Consider the following 20,418-nt stretch of genomic DNA (forward strand, 5'->3'; position numbering starts at 1 on the left):
GGAATCTACTTCCTTTACACTCTGATTAAGTATATACATATTAAAGACCGCCTGCATAGCCCCTTTGCCAAAGGAACGCCTGCCATGACCCTGCATGCAAAAACCGCCCTGCTCCCCGATGGCTGGGCGCGCGAGGTGCGGCTGGTGCTGCAGGCGGGCCGGATTGACAGCGTTGCCACCGGTACGCCGCCACAGCCCGGCGACCACCGCGCCGAAATCGTGATTCCCGGCCTGCCCAATCTGCACAGCCACGCGTTTCAGCGCGGCTTTTCCGGCCTGACCGAACAGCGCGGCCCGACCCGTGACAGCTTCTGGACCTGGCGCGAGATGATGTATCGCTTTGCGCTTTCCCTGACGCCCGAGGCGATGCAGGCCATCGCCGCCCTCGCCTATGTCGAGATGCTGGAGGCAGGGTTCACCCGTGTCGGTGAATTCCACTACCTGCATCACACCCCGGATGGCCGCGCCTACGACAACCCGGCCGAGATGTCGGCGCGGATCTTCGCTGCGGCAGAAGACACGGGCATCAGCCTGACCCATTTGCCGGTGTTCTACGCCCACGGCGGTTTCGGCCCCAAACCGGCGGGCGCGGGTCAGCGCCGGTTTCTCCACACGCCCGACAGCTTTGCGGATCTGGTGCAGGCCTGCGACGCGATGGCCCGCCCGCAGGACCGCATCGGCCTTGCGCCGCATTCGCTGCGGGCTGCCACCATCGCCGACATCACCGCGCTGGCACAGGCCTTCCCGAACCGCCCCCTCCACATCCACATCGCAGAGCAACTGCAAGAGGTGGCGGATTGCGTCGCGTTCACTGGCCAGCGCCCGGTCGACTACCTGCTGGCCAACGCCCCGGTCGGCCCGGATTGGTGCCTGATCCACGCCACCCACCTGACCGATGCGGAAGTGCAGGGCATCGCCGCGACACAGGCCGTCGCCGGACTTTGCCCGATCACCGAGGCCAATCTGGGCGACGGTATTTTCCCGGCAGAACCGTTTCTGGCCGCAGGTGGGCGCCTTGGCCTTGGGACCGACAGCAATGTGCAGATCACGGCAGCGGGCGAGGCGCGGATGCTGGAGTATTCCCAACGCCTTGGCAGCCGCGCCCGCAACGTCTGCGCCGATACCGGCTCTACCGGGGCGCGGCTGTTTCACGGCGCGGCCAGCGGCGGCGCGCAGGCACTCGCCGCGCCCGCCCCGCAGATCGCTGCGGGCGCGCCCGCCGATCTGGTCGCTTTGCACGACCCGATGGCGCTGGATATGGCCGACGACCGCCTGCTTGACCGCTGGATCTTTGGCACCGACCTGACCGTGGCCGATGTCTGGGCCCATGGCGCGCATCTGGTTCGGTCGGGCCGCCACATTCACCGCGACCGCTTGCGGGCGGCAGCCGCCATCGCCTGTCGCGCCCTGATCTGACCGCAACAGAAAACGCCCGCAGCCAAACGGCTCCGGGCGACTTTTACAGCACAGCACCCCCGCAAAGGGGCAGGCGTCAGGCTTTGTCAGCCGGTTCCGCGTCGGGCGCAGCAGCCTCGGCTTCAACTTCGACCTCTGCTTCCGGTTCAACCGCTTCCGGCTCGGCGGCGGGGCGTGCGCCAAGGGCAAAACGCTTCCACTTGCGCGATTTCGGGCTGCCGGGCTTGCTCAGAAAATCGGTCAGGTCAAACGGCGTCTTTTGCGGGGAATATCCCATGGTCAGGCTCCTGTCAGGCTGGATTCGGTTGGAAACCGGCCGGGACAGAGCCTGCCATGACGCGGCACAAAGACCTTGTGCAGCTTATTCCAAGATGGGGGTCCGGCACCCGTTAAACCAGTGCCAGACCTCAACAATCGCAGAACCCAAGGGGATCAACGGAAACTTTCCGCGCCGCCCCGCCGCAAAGCAGGGCGGTACAGATCAGAAATCCAGATTTTCCACATTCAAGGCGTTTTGCTGAATGAATTCGCGGCGTGGTTCCACCACATCGCCCATCAGCTTGGTGAAAATGTCATCGGCCTCGGCCAGATCATCCACCTTTACCTGCAACAATGTGCGCGCCTCGGGGTCCAGCGTGGTTTCCCACAGCTGTTCGGGGTTCATCTCGCCCAGACCCTTGTAGCGTTGCAGGGTCAGGCCCTTTTCACCCTCGGCCAGAATCGATTTCAAAAGGTCGGTGGGGCCGTAAACCAGCTGCTCACGATCCTTACGCACCAGCTTGGCCGGGTCGCGGAAGGCATCGCGGCTGTCGCGCGACACCGTTGACAGCCGCCGCGCCTCGCCCGAGCGCAGAACGGCACCATCAAGCGTCCGCAATTCCTCGACCCCGCGCAGGATGCGGCTCAGGCGGATGCCATGATCCTGGGTGATCCGGCCCGCCCAGCCCTTTTCGTATTCCGCCGCGATCAGGTTCAGACGGACGGCGACCGTATCGGCGACCGCCTGCAAACCGGCATCCGCCTGACCGGGATCAAACGCACCCGCCAAAGCCGCCTGCTCCAGCAGATTGCGCGGATAGTTGGTCGGGAACGAGTCCAGCACCCGGCGGAACTGCCGCGCGCCATTGATCACCCGGCGCAGGTCTTCGCCCGCCAGCTCTTCGCCATTGCCGAGCCGCAGAAGCGCGCCATCCAGCCCCATGTCGATCAGGTAATCTTCCAGACCCGCCTGATCCTTGATGTAGACCTCGGACTTGCCGCGCGCGACTTTGTACAGCGGCGGCTGCGCGATATAGAGGTATCCGCCTTCGATCAGCTCCGGCATCTGCCGGAAAAAGAACGTCAGAATCAGCGTCCGGATATGTGCGCCATCCACATCGGCGTCGGTCATGATCACGACCTTGTGGTAGCGCAGTTTCTTGATGTCAAACTCGTCGCGGCCAATCCCGGTGCCCAGGGCGGTGATCAGCGTACCGATCTCCTGGCTGGCCAGCATCCGGTCAAACCGCGCGCGTTCCACGTTCAGGATCTTGCCCTTCAGCGGCAACACCGCCTGATTGGAGCGTGACCGCCCCTGTTTCGCCGAACCGCCTGCCGAATCCCCCTCGACGAGGAAGATCTCAGACTTTGCCGGGTCACGTTCCTGACAATCGGCCAGCTTGCCGGGCAGCGATGCCACGTCCAGCGCCGTTTTGCGCCGCGTCAACTCACGCGCCTTGCGCGCCGCTTCGCGCGCCAAAGCCGCCTCGATGATCTTGCCGACAATGATTTTCGCCTGCGACGGGTTTTCCTCAAACCATTCGGCCAGCTTTTCGTTCACCAGGTTCTCGACCGCAGGCCGCACCTCGGAGCTGACCAGCTTGTCCTTGGTCTGGCTGGAGAATTTGGGGTCCGGCACCTTGACCGACAACACACAGGTCAGACCTTCGCGGGCGTCATCGCCGGTGAAGTCGATCTTTTCCTTCTTCGCAATGCCCTTGGCCTGCGCATAGCCGTTGATCGTCCGCGTCAGCGCGCCCCGGAACCCGGCGAGGTGGGTGCCGCCATCGCGCTGCGGGATGTTGTTGGTAAACGGCAGCACCATCTCGTTGTAGCTGTCATTCCACCACATCGCGACCTCAACGGTCATGCCATTGCGTTCCCCGATCATATAGATCGGCTCGGCCATGATCGACGATTTGGAGCGGTCGAGGTATTTCACATACTCCCGCACGCCGCCTTCATAAAACAGCTCGGTGTGCAGCGGCTCTGCCGGGCGCGCGTCCTCGACAATGATCCGCACGCCCGAGTTCAGAAACGCCAGCTCCCGCAGCCGGTTTTCCAGCGTCTTGAAGCTGTAGTCGAGGTTCGAGAACGTCCCCTCCGGAATGTTGGTCTTGGCGCTGGCCAGAAACCGCACCTCGGTCCCGCGCATCCCCGGAGCCGGGCCAATGGCGCGCACATGCTCCACGCACTCGCCATGCTCGAACCGCGCCCGATACTCGGTCTCATCGCGCCAGACGGTCAGCTCCAGCCATTCCGACAGCGCATTGACCACCGACACGCCCACGCCGTGCAACCCGCCCGAGACCTTGTAGGCGTTGCCCGAGTCGTCCGTGTTGTTGAACTTGCCGCCCGCATGCAGTTGGGTCATGATGACCTCTGCCGCCGACACGCCTTCACCCTCATGGATATCCACCGGAATCCCGCGCCCGTTGTCGCGCACCGATACGCTGGAATCCGCGTGGATCTTGACCGTCACCGCCGTCGCATGCCCGGCCAGCGCCTCGTCGATGCCGTTGTCCACCACCTCATAAACCATGTGATGCAGACCCGACCCGTCATCGGTGTCACCAATGTACATGCCAGGGCGTTTGCGAACCGCCTCTAACCCCTTGAGAACCTTGATGGAATCGGCGCCGTATTCGGCGGGTTTGCGGGCAGCTTCGGCCATGCGTCATGAACCCCAAATTATGTGTCCGACTTATACCGCCGGGGGCAGGGAATGTCACCCCTGTGACACAAGATTTGGGGGTCAGGTAAAGGGAATCACACATCCCACCGCAATCAGCAAAACGCCCGACACCACATTCAGCCGCCGCAGCGCCGCCGGGCTGCGCAGCAGCTGACGTGCGCGGTCCAGAAACAGCGCCAGCCCCAGATTGCCCAGCATCGGGATCAGCGCCGAAACCAGCAGAATCGCCACAATATCCCAGGCCGTCACCCGGCTCAGATCAAAAAATCCCGGCAGAAACCCCATGTAGAACAAAATCGCCTTGGGGTTGCCGATCACCGCCGCCACGCCCACCGAAAACCCGGCCCAGACTCCGGGCCGCGTCATCCGGCTGTCCGCCCCCGGCACCGCCGCCGGTTTGCGCAGCAAGAGCACCCCCATCACGATGAACACCGCCGCCGCGACCCAGCGCATCACCTCCAGCAGATCGCCATACAGCGACAGCACCCAGGCCAGCCCCAGAATCGCACAGAGCGGCCAGATCAGATCCCCCAGCGCCACGCCCACCGCCAGCGGCCAGGCCCCCGCCATGCCGCCCGACAGCGCCCGCGCGGTCAGCGCCACCCAGACCGGGCCGGGGATCACCCACAGCCCCACCATGGCCAGCGCATAGAGCGCCAGCTGATGCAATGTCACCGTCATGGCAGCGTCAGGCTCCCGTCTTCATTCAGCGGCCAAAACGGGTTCATCGCAACCTCCCAGATATGGCCATCCGCATCAGCCCAATAGCCGGAATAGCCGCCCCAGAACACTTCTTCCGGCATTTTCAGCGCCACAGCTCCGGCAGCCAGCGCCGCTGCAAAGGCCGCATCCACCTCGGCCTCGGTGGCAAAGTTCTGCGCCAGTGTCACCGCCCCCGTGCCCAGCACAGCCCCGGGCCGTCCCTGATCCAGCGCCAGATTGTCGCGACCGAACAGCGCCAGCGCCGCCCCGTGCATCTGGAAAAACGCCACCCCCTCTTGCGACTCAGCATGCTCGACCCAACCCAGCCGGGCGTAAAACGCCCGCGCCGCCACAAGATCTGTCACGCCCAGCGTGATCAGCGTCACCCGTTGCACCGTCATCCCTTAACCTCCGATATGCCGCCGTCCTCGGTCACAGCCAGAACCTGCGCCCGCCCGTCCAGGCCCTCAAACAACCCCGGCTCGGTGCCGGTCATCAGCGCCTGCGCCCCCAGCGCACAGATCTCATCATAAAGCGCCGCGCGCCGGGCCGCGTCCAGATGCGCCGCCACCTCGTCCAGCAGCACCACCGGCGCGCGGCCCAGATCGGCACGCAGCGCCCGTGCATTCGCCAGAATCAGGCTGATCAGCAGCGCCTTCTGCTCCCCGGTCGAACATTGCCCCGCCGCCACGCCCTTGGCCGCAAAGACCGCCGCCAGATCCACCCGGTGCGGCCCTTGCAGCGTCCGCCCCGCCGCCATATCGCGCGCCCGCCCTTCGGCCAGCGCCAGCGCCAGATCGCCGTAGCCGCCCTCGGGGTGCACCAACGTCAGATCGGCGCGCGGAAACGCCGTCTCCGCCCCGTCCTGCGCCCGTGCCAGCCGGGCCAGCGCCGCCGCCCGGTTGGCGTCGATCGCTGCGGCCGCCTCGGCCATCCGCGCCTCGACCACGCCATACCAATGGGCATCGCGCACCTGATCCTTCAACAGACGGTTGCGCTCGCGCATCGCCTTGTCATAACCCAGCACCGCCTCGCCATGCTCGGGGGTAAAGCTCAGCGTGATCCGGTCCAGAAACCGCCGCCGGCCCTCGGCGGCCTCGATCCACAGCCGGTCCATCGCCGGCACCAGCCACAAAATGCGCAGCACCCGCCCCAGCATGGCCTGCGTGGCCGCCTTGCCATCAATCCGCACCACCCGCGCGTCCTGGCCTTCGGCATAGGTCACCACCTCATGCGGGGCGTCCAGCCCGTCCACCTCAGCCGAGAGTTTCCAGCCAATCGCCTCGGGCCGCCGCGCCAGCTCCTCTGCCCCCGCCCGCCGCAAGCCGCGACCGGGTGACAACAGCGACACCGCCTCCAGAATATTGGTCTTGCCCGAGCCGTTCGGGCCATGAATGGCCACAGGCCGCCCGTCAAAGGCCAGCCGCGTCAGGCCATGGCTGCGGAACTGCGACAGCACCAGCGAAGTGATCGCAAGGCCAGCCAACCGCTGCCCCTTTCATCTTGGCAAAAATACTCCGGGGTGCGTCCAGGGTTGCACCACCGGTTCAAGTAACCTTGGACGCGGGGGTAAAACCCCCGGCCCAACCGATGTTACACGCGCATCGGCATCACGACATAGATCGCGCTGGTATCATTCCCCTCGCGCATCAAGGTCGGATCGCCTGAGGAATTGAACAGGAACACCGCATTTTCCCGGTCCACCTGCGACGCAATCTCCAGCAGATACTTGGCGTTAAAGCCAATCTCCAGCCGCTCATCGCTATAGGCCACCGCCAGCTCTTCCTCGGCCGCACCCGAATCCGGGGCGTTGACCGACAGGATCAGCCGGTCTTCGTCCAGTGACAGCTTCACGGCACGCGACCGCTCGCTCGACACGGTGGCCACCCGGTCCACCGCCTTGGCAAACTCGCTGGCATCGACTTCTAGCCGCCTTGTGTTCCCGGTGGGGATCACACGGGTGTAATCGGGGAAGGTGCCGTCGATGACCTTTGAGGTCAGAGTGATGGCAGGCGTCGCAAAGCGGATCTTGGTCTCCGAGACCGAGACCGCAATCGTCGCCTCGTCATCATCCAGCAGCTTGCGCAATTCATTCACGGTCTTGCGCGGCACGATCACGCCGGGCATGCCGGTCGCGCCTTCGGGCAGGGGCGTATCAATCCGCGCCAGCCGGTGGCCATCGGTTGCCACCGCGCGCAGCACCTGACCTTCTTCGCTGGTCGAGACATGCAGATAGACGCCGTTCAGATAATAGCGGGTTTCCTCGGTCGAGATTGCAAATTTCGCCTTGTCGAACAGCCGCCGCAGATCGGACGCCTTGGCCGAGAAGTTCGACGAATACTCAGACGTTGCCATCACCGGGAAATCTTCTTTCGGCAGCGTGGCCAGGCTGAACGACGACCGCCCCGCCATGATCGACAACCGGCCCGAGGCCGGGTCTTCGGTCAGGTTGACCAGCGCGCCATCGGGCAGTTTGCGCACGATCTCGTGCAGCATCACCGCCGAAACCGTGGTCGCTCCGGGGCGTTCCACCATGGCCGGGGCCCGGTCTACCACCTCGATATCCAGATCGGTGGCGCGGAACGACACCTGCGCGCCTTCGGCCTCGATCAGCACGTTGGCCAGGATCGGAATGGTGTTGCGCCGCTCCACCACCGACTGCGCCTGAGCCAGGGCCTTGAGCAATGTGCCGCGTTCAATCGAAAGCTTCATCTTCCATCCCCCTGTCGGGCCGTCTAAGGGACGCCGACAATACCCGTTTTTCGCGGGTTCACAAGTGTTTGAACCGACATTGTGTGGCTTTGCAGGCAAGGTCAAGGGCCAGAGGCTGCCTTACCGCCGAGCCGTTAAGTTTCCGTCAAAGTGAAAATGCAAGCCGTTGAAAACAAAGGGGCCGCCCTGATGTAACACTGCGGGCACCCCTTGCCCTCAGCTCTGCAAGAGCCGCTTCAACAGCTGCACATCATCGGCCAGCTGCCCGTCGGCCGCCATCAGCTCCTCGATCTTGCGAACCCCGTGCATGATCGTGGTATGGTCCCGCCCGCCAAAGCGGCGGCCAATTTCCGGCAGGCTGCGGCTGGTCATCTGTTTGGACAGATACATCGCCACCTGCCGGGGCCGCGCGATTGTCCGCAACCGCTTGGGCCCGATCATGTCGGACAGCCGCACATTGTAATGCTCGGCCACCTTCCGCTGGATCTCTTCGATCGTCAGCCGCTTTTCCGAAGACCGCAGGATATCGGAGAGGCATTCCTGAACCAGATCCAGATTGATCTCGCGCCCGACAAGGCTGGCAAAGGCAAAGAGCCGCATCAAGGCGCCTTCCAGCACCCGGACGTTGGTGGTGATCCGGTGCGCCAGAAATTCCAGTACCCCCGGCGCCATCGTCAGGCCACGGTACTGGTTGGCATAATGGTCCAGCTTGGCCTGAAGAATGCCCAGCCGCAGCTCGTAATCGGTCGGATGCAGGTCCACCACCAGCCCGCATTGCAGCCGCGAGCGGATGCGTTCCTCCAGATCCTTGATCTCGCCCGGCGCGCGGTCGGCGGAGATCACGATCTGCTTGTTCTGATCGACCAGCGCGTTGAAGGTGTGGAAAAACTCTTCCTGCGTGCTGTCCTTGCCGGCGATGAACTGCACGTCATCGACCATCAGCACGTCAACCGAGCGGAACAGCTCCTTGAAATCCATGATCTGCCGGTCGCGCAGAGCTTGAACAAAGCGGTACATGAACTGCTCGGCGGACAGGTACAGCACATGCAGGTCAGGACGGCTGAATTTCAGCTCATGGGCGATGGCGTGCATCAGGTGTGTCTTACCCAGTCCGACGCCGCCATACAGAAACAGCGGGTTAAAAGTGACCGGCCCGCCCTCGGCTACCCGACGGGCGGCGGCGTGGGCCAGTTCGTTCGGCTTGCCGACCACGAAATTGTCAAAGGTGAAACGCTGCTCCAGCTGCGCGCCGGTGACCTCATCCGTACCAGACGGGCGCATCCGCGCGGCCTTTGCCGCCCGCGCCGCAGGCTTTGCCGGAGCCCGCTCTGACATCGCGCCGACGGTAAACTCCACGCGTTCGACCGGCGTTCCGGCAACCGCAAGCTCGCCGCGAATGTGGTCGGCAAAATTGCGCGACACCCAGTCGCCGAAAAAGGTCGTCGGGACTTCAAAACTGGCGACGCCGTTTTTCAGGTGCGACAGGCGAAGCGGCTCGATCCATGTTGTGTAGTTGTTCTTACCAACCCTCTTGATCAGTTCTTCCCGAACCTGTCCCCACGTCTCGTTCGTCATTCGCTTTGACCTGTTTTTTTATTTGCCCGCGACCTCCGGTGACCCGGTCGGACTTTGTTTCTCACGCACCACCCCACAAGGCCTGCCGAACGGGACTGATACCTGTTTGCAGGCGTGCAAACAGGAACCGACCCGGGAACGGATCAGGTAAGGACACATTACAGAACGACGTTGCCGGCCCCGAAAAGCCAGCTCCGTTGAACCACCTGAGTGCGGAAAGGACCGCAGACAGCACAACACATTGATCTTTCACAAAACTCTGATGGTATAGCTGGCAGCAAGACACATCAGATTATTGCGCAAGACCGCGTCATGTCCCCCAAGACGAAGTGAATCGCCTCTGGAAGCTAGCAAGCTGGCAGGTGCTTTCGCAACCGAACTATTAAGTTGACAGACGAATGAACTCTGCGAATCCGGGGGCTCTGGCAAATCGGCAACGTGCAGGCGGAAAAGCGCCTGAAAACCCGTGAGAGGCATGAAAAAAGGGCGCCCTCTGAAGAGGACGCCCTTGACACAAAATTGATAAGAACGACTCAGGAAGCCGGGGTCGACAGGGCTTTGACGCGCGACGACAGGCGCGAGATTTTGCGCGAGACGGTGTTCTTGTGCAGCACGCCCTTGGTCACGCCGCGTGCCAGTTCTGGCTGTGCGTTTTTCAGCGCTTCGACAGCGGCTTCGGAATTGCCCGACGCGATTGCCTCTTCGACTTTACGGACAAAGGTACGGATGCGCGAACGGCGGGCTTTGTTCACGGCATAGCGCGCCTCGGACTGGCGGGCGCGTTTTTTGGACTGTTCACTATTTGCCATTTGGTGGCCTTTCCTGGGTCTGATTCAATGCGATCGCACGAAAGCCCCAAGACCCCACCTTATAGGAGGGGATGATTCTTGCCTAAGCGGGCCCACGCGCATGTGGGGCGGCGTATAGGATGGTTTGATCCGAAAGAAAACAGGAAAAACCGCCTACTTGTCGCGGAACTGCGGCTGACGCTTTTCCAGGAACGCGGCCATGCCCTCTTTCTGGTCTTCGGTCGCAAACATGGCGTGGAAGACCCGACGCTCGAACAGCAAGCCTTCGGCCAGGGTGGTTTCCTGCGCCCGGTTCACGCATTCCTTGACGGCCATCGACGACAGCAGCGATTTTTCGACAATCTTGTCGGCGATCTTCATCACTTCGGTCATCAGATCCTTGGCCGGAAACACCCGGCTGACCAGACCGCACCGCTCGGCCTCGGCCGAGTCCATGAAGCGGCCGGTCAGATGCATGTCCATCGATTTGGATTTGCCGACAAAGCGGGTCAGACGCTGGGTGCCGCCCATGCCCGCCACGATGCCAAGGTTGATCTCGGGTTGGCCGAATTTTGCGGTGTCAGAGGCGATGATGAAGTCGCTCAGCATCGCCAGCTCACACCCGCCGCCCAGACAATAGCCGGAAACAGCGGCGATGATCGGTTTGCGCACATTGCCGATGATTTCGGCTTCGACGCCGAACAGATTGTCGAAATAAACCTCGGTAAAGGTCTTTTCGGCCATTTCCTTGACATCGGCACCCGCGGCAAAGGCCTTTTCCGACCCGGTCAGCACAATGACGCGGACATTGTCATCGCGGTCAGCCGCCTGCACCGCGCTGGCCAGTTCCTTCATCAGCTTGGAATTCAGCGCGTTCAGCGCGTCGGGGCGGTTCAGCCGGATCAGGGAAACATAGTCCTCGACCTCGACGATCAGGGTATCATAGGCCATGCGCGGGCTCCACGGTTGGGCGATGCGGTGACTCCTAGCAGTATCTTGCCTGATGGCAAGTCAACGCTGGCATATCGGGCAATAGAAAGACGACCGCCCGGATTGCACCATCCGCTCAATTTTTGCGCTGCAGCCGGGGGTTACGCAAGGTTCGCCTTCGCGGTCATAGACCTGAAAGCGGTGCTGGAAATAGCCCAGCTCGCCGTCGGCCTGACGGAAATCGCGCAGGCTGCTGCCGCCCGCCTCGATCGCCTCGGCCAGCACCTCGCGGATCAGCGGGACAAGGCCCGCAACCTGACGGGCCGTCAGCGCGCCGGCCTTGGTCGCGGGCGCAATGCGGGCGCGGTACAGGGTTTCGCAGACATAGATATTGCCCAGACCGGCCACGATATGCTGATCCAGCAACGCAGATTTTATCGGCGTGTTGCGGCCCTTGAGGCGGGCCATCAGATACGCCTCGTCAAAGCCATTCCCCATCGGTTCCGGCCCCAGCGCGGCAAGCAGCGGATGCGTCTCTGCCGTGGCGGTCGGCATCAGATCCATCGCCCCGAACCGGCGGGCATCGTTAAAGGTGATGCGCGCGCCCCCTGCCATATCCAGCACCACATGGTCATGCTTTTGCGGGGCAGGGTGGTCGTGGTGAAAGGTGCCAAGCATCTGGCCGGAAATCAGCATTCGCCCCGACATGCCGAGGTGAATGAGCAAAGTCTCATCAGTGGACAGGTCGGCCAGAATATACTTCGACCGCCGCCGCAGGGTATTGACCCGAGCGTTGGTCAGCCGCGCAGCCATATCGTGCGGAAACGGCCAGCGCAGCCCATCCCGGTTGACGGTGGCCAGCGCGATCACCTGCCCCTCCATCACCGGCAGAAGACCGCGGCGGACGGTTTCAACCTCGGGCAGTTCGGGCATGATCGGAAGCTCCTGCTGTTTCGCGCGGGCCGCCCCCGGACAGGGTGGCGCATTGCAGCCGCGCAGATGCGCCCTATAAGAAGACGGACAGGCAATAAAGGGCAAGGCCCATGACCGACGACGACAAAAGCACGACGCATTTCGGCTATCAGACCGTACCGGAGGCCGACAAGGCCGGAATGGTGCATGGCGTCTTTACGCGGGTGGCCAGCAAATACGACATCATGAACGACCTGATGTCGGTTGGGGTTCACCGTCTGTGGAAAGATGCGATGATGGATTGGCTCGCCCCCCGGCCCGGTCAGCGGCTGCTGGATGTGGCGGGCGGCACGGGTGACGTTGCGTTCCGTTTCCTGAACCGCGCGCCGGGGGCGACGGCGGTGGTCTGCGACATGACCGAATCGATGCTGATCGCCGGGCGGCAGCGGGCCGAGGCAGACAGTATGGCTGACCGGCTGGGCTGGGTGGTGGGCGACGCGATGGCCTTGCCGTTCGAGAGCAACAGCTTTGATGTTTACACGATCAGTTTCGGCATCCGGAATGTGACCCGGATCGCAGATGCGCTGTCCGAAGCCTACCGCGTGCTGCGCCCCGGCGGGCGGCTGATGGTGCTGGAGTTCAGCCAGATTCCGAATGATCTGATGCAAAAGGCCTATGATCTGTATTCGTTCAACGTGATCCCGCTGATGGGCCAGATCGTGGCGGGCGACCGCGACAGCTATCAGTATCTGGTCGAAAGCATCCGCAAATTCCCCGACCAGGAGGCGTTTGCCACAATGATCCGTCAGGCAGGCTTTGATCAGGTCAAGTACCGCAATCAGACCATGGGCATCGCCGCCCTTCATTCGGGATGGAAGCTGTAAGTGCGTGGCCCCCACAACATCTGGCGTCTGATCCGCACCCTTGCCACGCTGGAGCGCACGGGTGCAATCGGTGTGGTGCTGGAGGCGTTCCGCGCGCCGCCGCGTCTGCGTTTTGCGGCGCGGATACTGGGGTGGCCGTTCAAGCCACTGGGTCTGCGCGGTGACCCGGCGCTGCCCCCGGTGACGCGCGCGCTGCAAGCGCTTGGCCCGGCCTATATCAAGTTCGGCCAGATTCTGTCGACGCGCCCGGATGTGGTGGGCGATGAGTTGGCGTTGCAGCTGAAATACCTGCAGGACAAGCTGCCGCCGTTCCCGATCGAGGTCGCCAAAAATATGATCGAGGCCGAGCTGGAGCTGCCGGTCGACCAGATGTTCCGCGAGTTTTCCGAGCCGGTCGCCGCTGCCTCTATCGCGCAGGTCCACAAGGCTTGGCTGGTCGAAGACGGGCGCGAAGTTGCGGTCAAGGTGCTGCGTCCGGGGATTGAACGGGCGTTCCGCAAGGATATCGACGCGTTTTACTTCGCCGCGCAAGCCATTGAATTTATTTCTCCCTCGTCGCGCCGTCTGCGCCCTTTGGAGGTGATCCGCCACTTCGAGGGTGTGGTCATGGGCGAGCTGGATTTCCGCCTGGAATCGAGCGCCGCCGCCGAGTTTGCGGCCAATACCGAGGGCGACGCCGGGTTTCAGGTGCCAAGGCCGATCTGGTTCCTGTCGGGCCGCAGCGTGATGACGCTGGACTGGGCCGAAGGCATCGGACTCAACGATAACGACCTGATTGACGCCGCCGGGCATGACCGCAAGGTGCTGGGCGCGCGCGTCTTGCAGCTGTTCCTGAACCATGCGTTGCGCGACGGCTATTTTCACGCCGACATGCATCAGGGCAACCTCAAGGTCGCGGCCAACGGCAATATCATCGCCTATGATTTTGGCATCATGGGGCGGATTGATGAATATACGCGGCGGGTCTATGCGGAAATTCTGTTCGGCTTTATCCGCAAAGATTATCGCCGGGTCGCCGAGGTGCATTTCGAGGCGGGGTACGTGCCTGCCGACCGGGACATCGACGAATTCGCCCGTGCGCTGCGTGCGGTGGGCGAGCCGATTTTCGGGATGGATGCCAGCCGGATCTCGATGGCACGGCTTTTGGCCTATCTGTTTGAAGTGACAGAGCGTTTCGGGATGGAAACCCGGACCGAACTGATCTTGCTGCAACGCACGATGGTTGTGGTCGAGGGCGTCGCCCGTGGTCTGGACCCGCATATCAACATCTGGGAAGTCGCCAAGCCCATCGTCGAAGGCTACATCACCAAGAACATCGGCCCGCGCGCCCTGTTGCGCGATCTGGGTAAGACGGCCCGTGTGCTGGCGCGATTTGGCCCGCGGCTGCCGCAACTGGTCGAGGCGGCGTTGATCGCGCAAGCCGATACGCCAAAGATGGTTCAGACAAAGCGCAACTGGTGGCCGGTCTGGACCGGCCTGACGGGTGCAGCGATGTTGGCCGCCGGGCTTTGGTTGGGGCAGTTTATATAGACTTTGTTGTGTCCAATCCGGGCAGGGGGCAATAGCCTTTCATAAAGGTTGAAACATTACGGAACCCGCAAGGCTGTGACATCGGTAGCCAGAACCTCAATTCCACCCCGGAGGATGAGTTTGGTGCCACCGGGGCCGCCCCGCGCCTCCAGGATCGGGGCGTAGTGTTCCACGGGGGTCGTGGTAAGAAGATCATCCGCATAGTAGCTTTCGAGGGACAAAGTATATCTGCCGACGGGAAGTGCCGCACCGGTCGGGCCAGTGCCGATCCACTCATAAGGCTCTGCCGAGACAGGGATATCGTCACGCGAGACAACGCGACCCTGTGAATCTGTTACCACAAGAACGGCACGGTCGGCGGCGGCTGCCGGGTTGGGCGACAGTGTGACGGGCCTGCCGTCCATATAGACGGGTGCCGCGGCCCGCGCCTCTTGCCCGACCCAGCCTGCAAGTTGCGCCATGCCCAGCAATCCGAATTGTGATTGCAGGCTTTCCAACAGCTGATTGGTGCGCACAGCCTGCTCCACACCGGAAAACGTCGCAAGCTGAACGGCATAATCGGCCGAATCAATCGGATTCATCGGATCCTGATTCTGCATCTGTACCGTCAGCATTTTGAGGAATGTTTCAAAATCTGAGCTGGCGAAGGCAGACCGGGGTTGTACGGTTGAAGCAGCGGATGGTGTATTCGAGCCGAATTGCGTTCTCAGAGCGTCCATGGGAAATTCCTTTCAGAGCCGGAGGTCCAGCCGCCCGGTAGCGGTGAAACGATGAGGGGGTTCAATAACCGCGGGGGAATCGCCCTCAGGGACGGGGGCGGTTGATGCTGGCTGGCCGGATGGTGTGCCTGCGCGACCATCCCGCTGCGCCCAGTCGCCAAAGCTGAGCGTGGGTTGGCTAAAGCCGGATAGCCGCAGATCGCTCAGCAACTGATCACCATGACGGCGGATCAACTCCATCGCTTCGGGCCGCTCGACAAACAGAATGACTGCGAGCCTGTCACCCGTCGTTGAGATTTCAAAGCGAAGCTGTCCCAGCTCTTCTGGCCGCAATGTCAATGCGATGGGGCCATCGCCAGCCATTTTCAGCGTTTGGATAATGGATTGCGCAACCTGATGCGCGACGGGTGGCGGGCCGGTGCCTGCCGGCAGCGCCGAACTGGGGAAGGACGCGGGCAGGCCTTGCCCCGCCCCCTCCCGGTTCAAGGGCGGCATGTCTGCGTTGACCAGGGCCGCGTCGTTTGCGGCGGCATTCCGGGTCAGGTCCGTGGGTTGGAGGGGCGTTCTGATATCGCCTGCCGCGGCAGGGCCTGTCTTCGGCGGCGATCGGGTATCGCGGCGGGGCGCATTTTCTGGTTCGGGTGGCAGCGGGGCGTAGCCGGGGTGCGGGTGAGGCGCCGGTTCAGTGACAATCAATGGCACTTGGCCGTGCGGGCGCATGGTTGATGCCGGAGCAGACTTGTTATCAGCGGGCGGGATGGCAGAAACGGGTGACATCGTGGCGTAGGAGATCGCTGCAGTCTGTGCCGGTTGCGCATGTGTGAGGGGAGCACCTGTTTCCGACGCGACGCGTGATGGCCGTGATCCCTGGTCTTGCCGAAGGGGTAGCAAAGGGGCTGGAGAATAATACGTCTCTTGCCCTGAGCGCACGGGAGCGGAGAGGTTTTGCAGGGTTTGTCCTTGCCAGACGACTGCAGGCTCTGACCGGGTGCCCGCGCGCTTGTCAGAAGGGGCTGCCATGGCAAGCGGTGGCGCAGGCTTTTCATCAGGTGCCACAGGGGCTGTTCTCGCAGGTTCCGGCAGCGTGGTTGATTCTGACCCGTTTGTTCTGTTAGCCCCGGCCGTTTTCGTGTCGGTTCCGCGAGTTTCGGGCTGCACTCGCGCCGGTTCGTCAAGCAACTGTGGCGGAGCACTGGCCAGCCGGGGGCCGGAACTGGCCGGATTTGTCCGGTGTGGCGCAGATGAAACTGACGCATCGGCTGTGCCGGTTTCACCCATCGGCGCGGCCGCTGGCTGTGACAAAACCAGTTTTTGCCCACCCTCCTGCGCCGGTACAAGCGGCGGTTGCACCGGTGCCAGTGTGCGGGTGGGCGCAGGGAGGTCTTTGCCATCTGCCTTCAGCGGACCTGATGGTGAGTCGTGTTCTGATTGGGTCGGGAGCTCATGCAAATGAGCGGAGGGTGCGATATGTGCAGCTTTCTGAACATCAACCGATACTTTCTGACCTGCGTCGGCAGCTGCTTCCCGCAGTGATGGACCGGGCAGACGGGCATCGGTTGTCGCGGCTTCATTCGCCTGCATCACAGGTGAGGCACCGCGACTGATCGGAGCGCTATGTGTTGCGGGAGGCGACGAAGGGGTCTCCTTCGTTTGCCGGGTCAATGGGAACAAGCTGGCGGCTGTGTCTTTTGGTCCCTCAAGCTTTGCCGTGGCGGAAAGCATCTCCGGCTTGGCGGAGTTTTGTGCGGGGGTCATCTGCTCGGGCAGGTAGCGAAGAACTGCCGGACGCATACTGTCACGTGCGACCGGTTCCCGCGGCGGTGCGACGGGTTGGGGGGCGTTTGCTTGCGCCGGGCTTGTCTGCGTGGGTGGCGGGCGGGGATTTGGCTGTGGCCGTTCAACCGAAGCGGTCTCATGCGGCAGCACGGATTGGGCCTGTGGCGGGGGGGGCTGAGGCGGGAGTGCCTGTTTTGGGGCGCTGCTGACCGTGGCCACAGGTCCGGCACCGGCTGTTGCCGGTGGGTATTGCGGCGGGGCCACGGCTTGGGGATTGTTTGCTTGCACCGGGGCTGTCTGCGCGGGTGGCGTGCGGGTGTTTGGCTGTGGCCGTTCAACCGAAGCCATCTCTTGCTGCGGTACGGCTTGGGCCTGTGGCAGGATTGGCTGAGGTGGGAGTGCCTGTTTTGGAGCGCTGCCAGCCGTGGTCACAGGTCTGTCACTGGTCGTTGCCGGTGGGGATGGCGGCGTGGCCATGGCTTGGGGATTCGTTGCTTGCGCTGGCCCTGGCTGCGCGGGTGACGTGACGGGACTTGGCGGTGGACGCGTATCAGGCTGAGCTTGTGCATGCGATAGGGGCTGGACCTGTGGCAGCGGCTGCCGGGCGCTGCTTGCCAGCGGACCGATGCTGTCACCCGAGGCCGCTGCTCCGGAGTTGATTGTTGTGATCGGGAGTCGCTGCTCGGCCTCTGGATGGCGGCCGGTTGCCTGCGCCGGGCTGGCCGGCGCGGGTGATGTGCGGAGGTCGGAACGGGGAGATGCTTCGAGCAGGGTCTGTTCGCGTGGCATAGCCGGTTGGATCTGTGGCAGGGGGGCCTGCTTTGGAGCGCTGCCAGCCGGGGTCACAGGTCCGGCACTGGCCGTTGCCGGTGGGGATTGTGGCGGGGTCACGGCTTGGGGATTGGTTGCTTGCACCGGGCCTGTCTGCGCGGGTGGCGTGCGGGGATTTGGCTGGGGCCGTTCAACCGAAGCCATCTCTTGCTGCGGTACGGCTTGGGCCTGTGGCAGGATGGGCTGAGGTTGGAGTGCCTGTTTTGGGGCGCTGTCAGCCGGGGTCGCAGGTCCGGCACTGGCCGTTGCCGGTGGGGATGGCGGCGTGGCCACGGCTTGGGGATTGACTGCTTGCGCTGGCCTTGGCTGCGCGGGTGACGTGAGGGGACTTGGCGGTGGACGCGTATCAGGCTGGGCTGGTGCATGGGATATCGGATGGACCTGTGGCAGCGGCTGCCGGGCGGTGCTTGCCAGCGGACCGATGCTGTCACCCGAGGCCGCTGCTCCGGAGTTGATTGTTGTGATCGGGAGTCGCTGCTCGGCCTCTGGATGGCGGCCGGTTGCCTGCGACGGGCTGGCCGGCGCGGGTGACCTGCGGAGGTCGGAACGGGGAGATGCTTCGAGCAGGGTCTGTTCGCGTGGCATAGCCGGGTGGATCTGTGGCAGGGGGGCCTGAGGCGGGAGTGCCTGCTTTGGAGCGCTGCCAGCCGGGGTCACAGGTCCGGCACTGGCCGTTGCCGGTGGGGATTGCGGCGGGGTCACGGCTTGGGAATTGGTTGCTTGCGCCGGGCCTGACTGCGCGGGTGGTATGCCGGGATTTGGCTGGGGCCGTTCGGCCGAAGCGGTCTCATGTTGAGGTACGGATTGGGCCTGTGGCACGGGCGGGCGAGACAGGTCTGCCCGTGGTGGAATGCTTTCTGCTGCAGGGATGATTGCGGATTTAACCGACACGAGGATGTCTGGTCCTTTGCCAAATTGGCCGCCAATTGTATGTGGCCGGTCCGTCTGCGCCGGAGGCGTACCGAGATCTGGCCCGGCAGGACCCCCATATGCAGCCTGCACGCGCGGCGGTGCGGACTGCGGTGCGGGCTGCGGTGCGGGGCGAAGCAGGTCTGTCTGTGGAGGAGTATTGTCCGCCCGGAAAAGAACGGCGTCCGTCGTCACCACCGGCCTTGGGGCGGGTTGGATGGCGGCTTCTTTCAGCGTGGCTGGCTGTGTGGGTGAGACGGGCAAACCAGGCAGCGGCAGTGGATCACCGGAAACCTGTTCGCGCTCAGGAGCGGGCAGATCCTGCAAAAGGGGAAGGTCTGGCCCGTTTGCCGGTGGAGATGGATTCGCAGGAGCGGCAGATGTGCCGGTGGGCGGGTCATTCGTCGTCGCGTCATCCTGCAGCGGGAGGGGGCTGCCAGCGGTGTGCGGATTGCCGGGTTGCCCCGTCTTATGCAGTGGCTCCGGCTGCGGCGTATCAGCCAGACCCGGGTCTGGCTGCGGTATTGCCAGCCCTGTCTCCTGCACCTGCGCGGGTGTTTCATTCTGTGCGGTATTGGGGTGCCTTTCAGGCGTTCCGATATCAAGCGGCGGCATGTTCTGATTCTGGTCCGCCAGATTGCGCACTGCTGCAAAAGCCACCTTATTCACGAGCGCAGCGTCGCCCCCCGATGTATCCGCCAAAACGAAGGCTTCTGTTTCCTCCCCCGGAAACCGGGTTTGCGCCGATGATTCGCGGATTGGCGTTTCGCGGATTTGCGGCTGGCGTGAGGGCAAAATCGTGGGCGGGGGCGATATCATGGTGTCAAGAGACTGGACCACCGCTGCAAAAGTGCCTGAATTGTCCACCGCCTGCTTTGACGGCACCTGCGGGGATAGCGGAAGCTGGGTCGCACTCGTGATCTGCATTCTGCATTCCGGGATCAAATGATGACTGCCCAAGAAATGCCCGAAATTGCTTACCGACTGTTTACCCAGATCGCAGATATTGGGGACAATTCAAGTTAAACGGAGCGTTGTGATGCACATAGAATCTGCCTTGCCGACCCCTCTTCCGAAAAAGCCTGGTCATGATCAACTGTATGAAAAAGCAAAGGAACTGGAGGTGGCGTTTCTGACCGAGATGCTGGCTCACGCTGGGTTGGGCGAATCATCGGATGCATTTGGTGGCGGGATCGGTGAAGAGCAGTTTGCATCTTTCCTGCGCACGGAACAGGCGCGCGGGATTGTTGAAAAGGGGGGGCTGGGTCTGGCCCAGAGCATTTTTGAGTCTCTGGTCAAAGCGCAGGAGGCAAAGCATGACTGACAGCATTGCCACTCTCCTGGCAGATGTCCGCAACACGTTGATCACAGGGGATTATGGGCAGCTTGCCACTCTGATCCCGGCGCTGGAAGCCGCCGAGGCACAGATGCCTGCAAATTCTCTGACCCAGCTGAAGGCAATGAAAGCCGAGGCTGAGCGGACAGCACACTGTCTTCAGGCGGCCTTGTCAGGTGTGCGTTCTGCCCGCCGTCGGGTTGCCGAAATTTCGGAGGCTGCCAAGGGACTCACCACCTATGACCGCGATGGGCATAAGGCAACGGTCCCCAATGGTGCACCTGCGTCGAGGCGCGTCTGAATTGTTTCAAATCATCGGTGATTGGCGAATGGCAGTTCACCGATGATTAGGAGTTGGAGGTTTGTATCGGTCTTGCGCCCCGAGGTCGGGGTGGCGCTGCGGGAATGATCCCAAGGCAACGGCAAGAATGCCCTTCCAGCCGTC

Annotated in this window: 17 protein-coding genes; 5 read left to right on the forward strand and 12 right to left on the reverse strand. The window is 62.9% G+C overall.

Annotated elements, in window-relative coordinates; translation table 11 throughout:
* Positions 1-84: 84 nt before the first annotated feature.
* A complete protein-coding gene (locus J2X53_RS18190; protein WP_349038920.1) occupies positions 85-1,416 on the forward strand; it encodes a formimidoylglutamate deiminase in 1,332 nt (443 codons plus the stop codon).
* Positions 1,417-1,492: 76 nt separating this feature from the next.
* Here the strand turns inward: J2X53_RS18190 and J2X53_RS18195 are convergent, their stop codons facing one another.
* The 10 genes from J2X53_RS18195 to mutM all read right to left on the reverse strand — a co-directional run bounded on the left by J2X53_RS18195 (position 1,493) and on the right by mutM (position 12,009).
* Complete coding sequence (locus J2X53_RS18195; protein ID WP_118155615.1) at positions 1,493-1,693, reverse strand: hypothetical protein; 201 nt, start codon at positions 1,691-1,693, stop codon at positions 1,493-1,495.
* A 204-nt stretch (positions 1,694-1,897) separates the two neighbouring features.
* Positions 1,898-4,348 (reverse strand): DNA topoisomerase (ATP-hydrolyzing) subunit B, encoded by a 2,451-nt coding sequence (gene gyrB, locus J2X53_RS18200; RefSeq protein WP_349038921.1) that lies wholly within the window; start codon positions 4,346-4,348, stop codon positions 1,898-1,900.
* Between the two features lie 81 nt (positions 4,349-4,429).
* Positions 4,430-5,050, reverse strand: a complete 621-nt coding sequence (locus tag J2X53_RS18205; protein WP_349038922.1) for a LysE family translocator — start codon at positions 5,048-5,050, stop codon at positions 4,430-4,432.
* Positions 5,047-5,472, reverse strand: coding sequence for a VOC family protein (locus J2X53_RS18210; RefSeq protein WP_349038923.1), 426 nt, complete (start codon positions 5,470-5,472; stop codon positions 5,047-5,049). Before J2X53_RS18210 ends, J2X53_RS18205 begins: the two co-directional genes overlap by 4 nt.
* Entirely contained in the window at positions 5,469-6,557 is a 1,089-nt protein-coding gene (gene recF, locus J2X53_RS18215) for a DNA replication/repair protein RecF (RefSeq protein WP_349038924.1), read from the reverse strand. Before recF ends, J2X53_RS18210 begins: the two co-directional genes overlap by 4 nt.
* A 107-nt stretch (positions 6,558-6,664) precedes the next feature.
* Positions 6,665-7,783, reverse strand: a complete 1,119-nt coding sequence (gene dnaN / locus J2X53_RS18220; RefSeq protein WP_349038925.1) for a DNA polymerase III subunit beta — start codon at positions 7,781-7,783, stop codon at positions 6,665-6,667.
* A gap of 216 nt (positions 7,784-7,999) precedes the next feature.
* Positions 8,000-9,358, reverse strand: a complete 1,359-nt coding sequence (dnaA, locus tag J2X53_RS18225; protein ID WP_349038926.1) for a chromosomal replication initiator protein DnaA — start codon at positions 9,356-9,358, stop codon at positions 8,000-8,002.
* A 533-nt stretch (positions 9,359-9,891) separates the two neighbouring features.
* Complete coding sequence (gene rpsT / locus J2X53_RS18230; RefSeq protein WP_349038927.1) at positions 9,892-10,167, reverse strand: 30S ribosomal protein S20; 276 nt, start codon at positions 10,165-10,167, stop codon at positions 9,892-9,894.
* A gap of 153 nt (positions 10,168-10,320) precedes the next feature.
* On the reverse strand, positions 10,321-11,097 hold the full coding sequence (locus tag J2X53_RS18235; RefSeq protein WP_349038928.1) for an enoyl-CoA hydratase: 777 nt from the start codon (positions 11,095-11,097) through the stop codon (positions 10,321-10,323).
* A 60-nt stretch (positions 11,098-11,157) separates the two neighbouring features.
* Complete coding sequence (mutM, locus tag J2X53_RS18240) at positions 11,158-12,009, reverse strand: bifunctional DNA-formamidopyrimidine glycosylase/DNA-(apurinic or apyrimidinic site) lyase (protein WP_349038929.1); 852 nt, start codon at positions 12,007-12,009, stop codon at positions 11,158-11,160.
* Positions 12,010-12,119: 110 nt separating this feature from the next.
* Here mutM and ubiE point away from each other — a divergent pair, with 110 nt between their 5' ends.
* Both ubiE and ubiB read left to right on the forward strand, forming a co-directional pair.
* Complete coding sequence (ubiE, locus tag J2X53_RS18245; RefSeq protein WP_349038930.1) at positions 12,120-12,872, forward strand: bifunctional demethylmenaquinone methyltransferase/2-methoxy-6-polyprenyl-1,4-benzoquinol methylase UbiE; 753 nt, start codon at positions 12,120-12,122, stop codon at positions 12,870-12,872.
* Positions 12,873-14,402: a 2-polyprenylphenol 6-hydroxylase gene (gene ubiB / locus J2X53_RS18250; RefSeq protein WP_349038931.1), complete on the forward strand. Its 1,530-nt coding sequence runs from the start codon at positions 12,873-12,875 to the stop codon at positions 14,400-14,402.
* A gap of 56 nt (positions 14,403-14,458) precedes the next feature.
* Here ubiB and J2X53_RS18255 read toward each other — a convergent pair whose 3' ends face one another.
* A complete protein-coding gene (locus J2X53_RS18255) occupies positions 14,459-15,121 on the reverse strand; it encodes a flagellar hook capping FlgD N-terminal domain-containing protein (RefSeq protein ID WP_349038932.1) in 663 nt (220 codons plus the stop codon).
* A gap of 12 nt (positions 15,122-15,133) precedes the next feature.
* On the reverse strand, positions 15,134-15,898 hold the full coding sequence (locus tag J2X53_RS18260; RefSeq protein WP_349038933.1) for a flagellar hook-length control protein FliK: 765 nt from the start codon (positions 15,896-15,898) through the stop codon (positions 15,134-15,136).
* 3,778 nt (positions 15,899-19,676) lie between these two features.
* Between J2X53_RS18260 and J2X53_RS18265 the strand changes: the two genes are divergently transcribed.
* Positions 19,677-19,961 (forward strand): rod-binding protein, encoded by a 285-nt coding sequence (locus tag J2X53_RS18265; protein WP_349038934.1) that lies wholly within the window; start codon positions 19,677-19,679, stop codon positions 19,959-19,961.
* Positions 19,954-20,274 (forward strand): hypothetical protein, encoded by a 321-nt coding sequence (locus tag J2X53_RS18270; protein ID WP_349038935.1) that lies wholly within the window; start codon positions 19,954-19,956, stop codon positions 20,272-20,274. The genes J2X53_RS18265 and J2X53_RS18270 overlap by 8 nt, the downstream gene beginning before the upstream one ends.
* Positions 20,275-20,418: the final 144 nt, after the last annotated feature.

It is taken from the genome of Pseudotabrizicola sp. 4114, from assembly GCF_031457365.1.
In the GTDB taxonomy this organism is placed as follows: Bacteria; Pseudomonadota; Alphaproteobacteria; order Rhodobacterales; family Rhodobacteraceae; genus Pseudotabrizicola.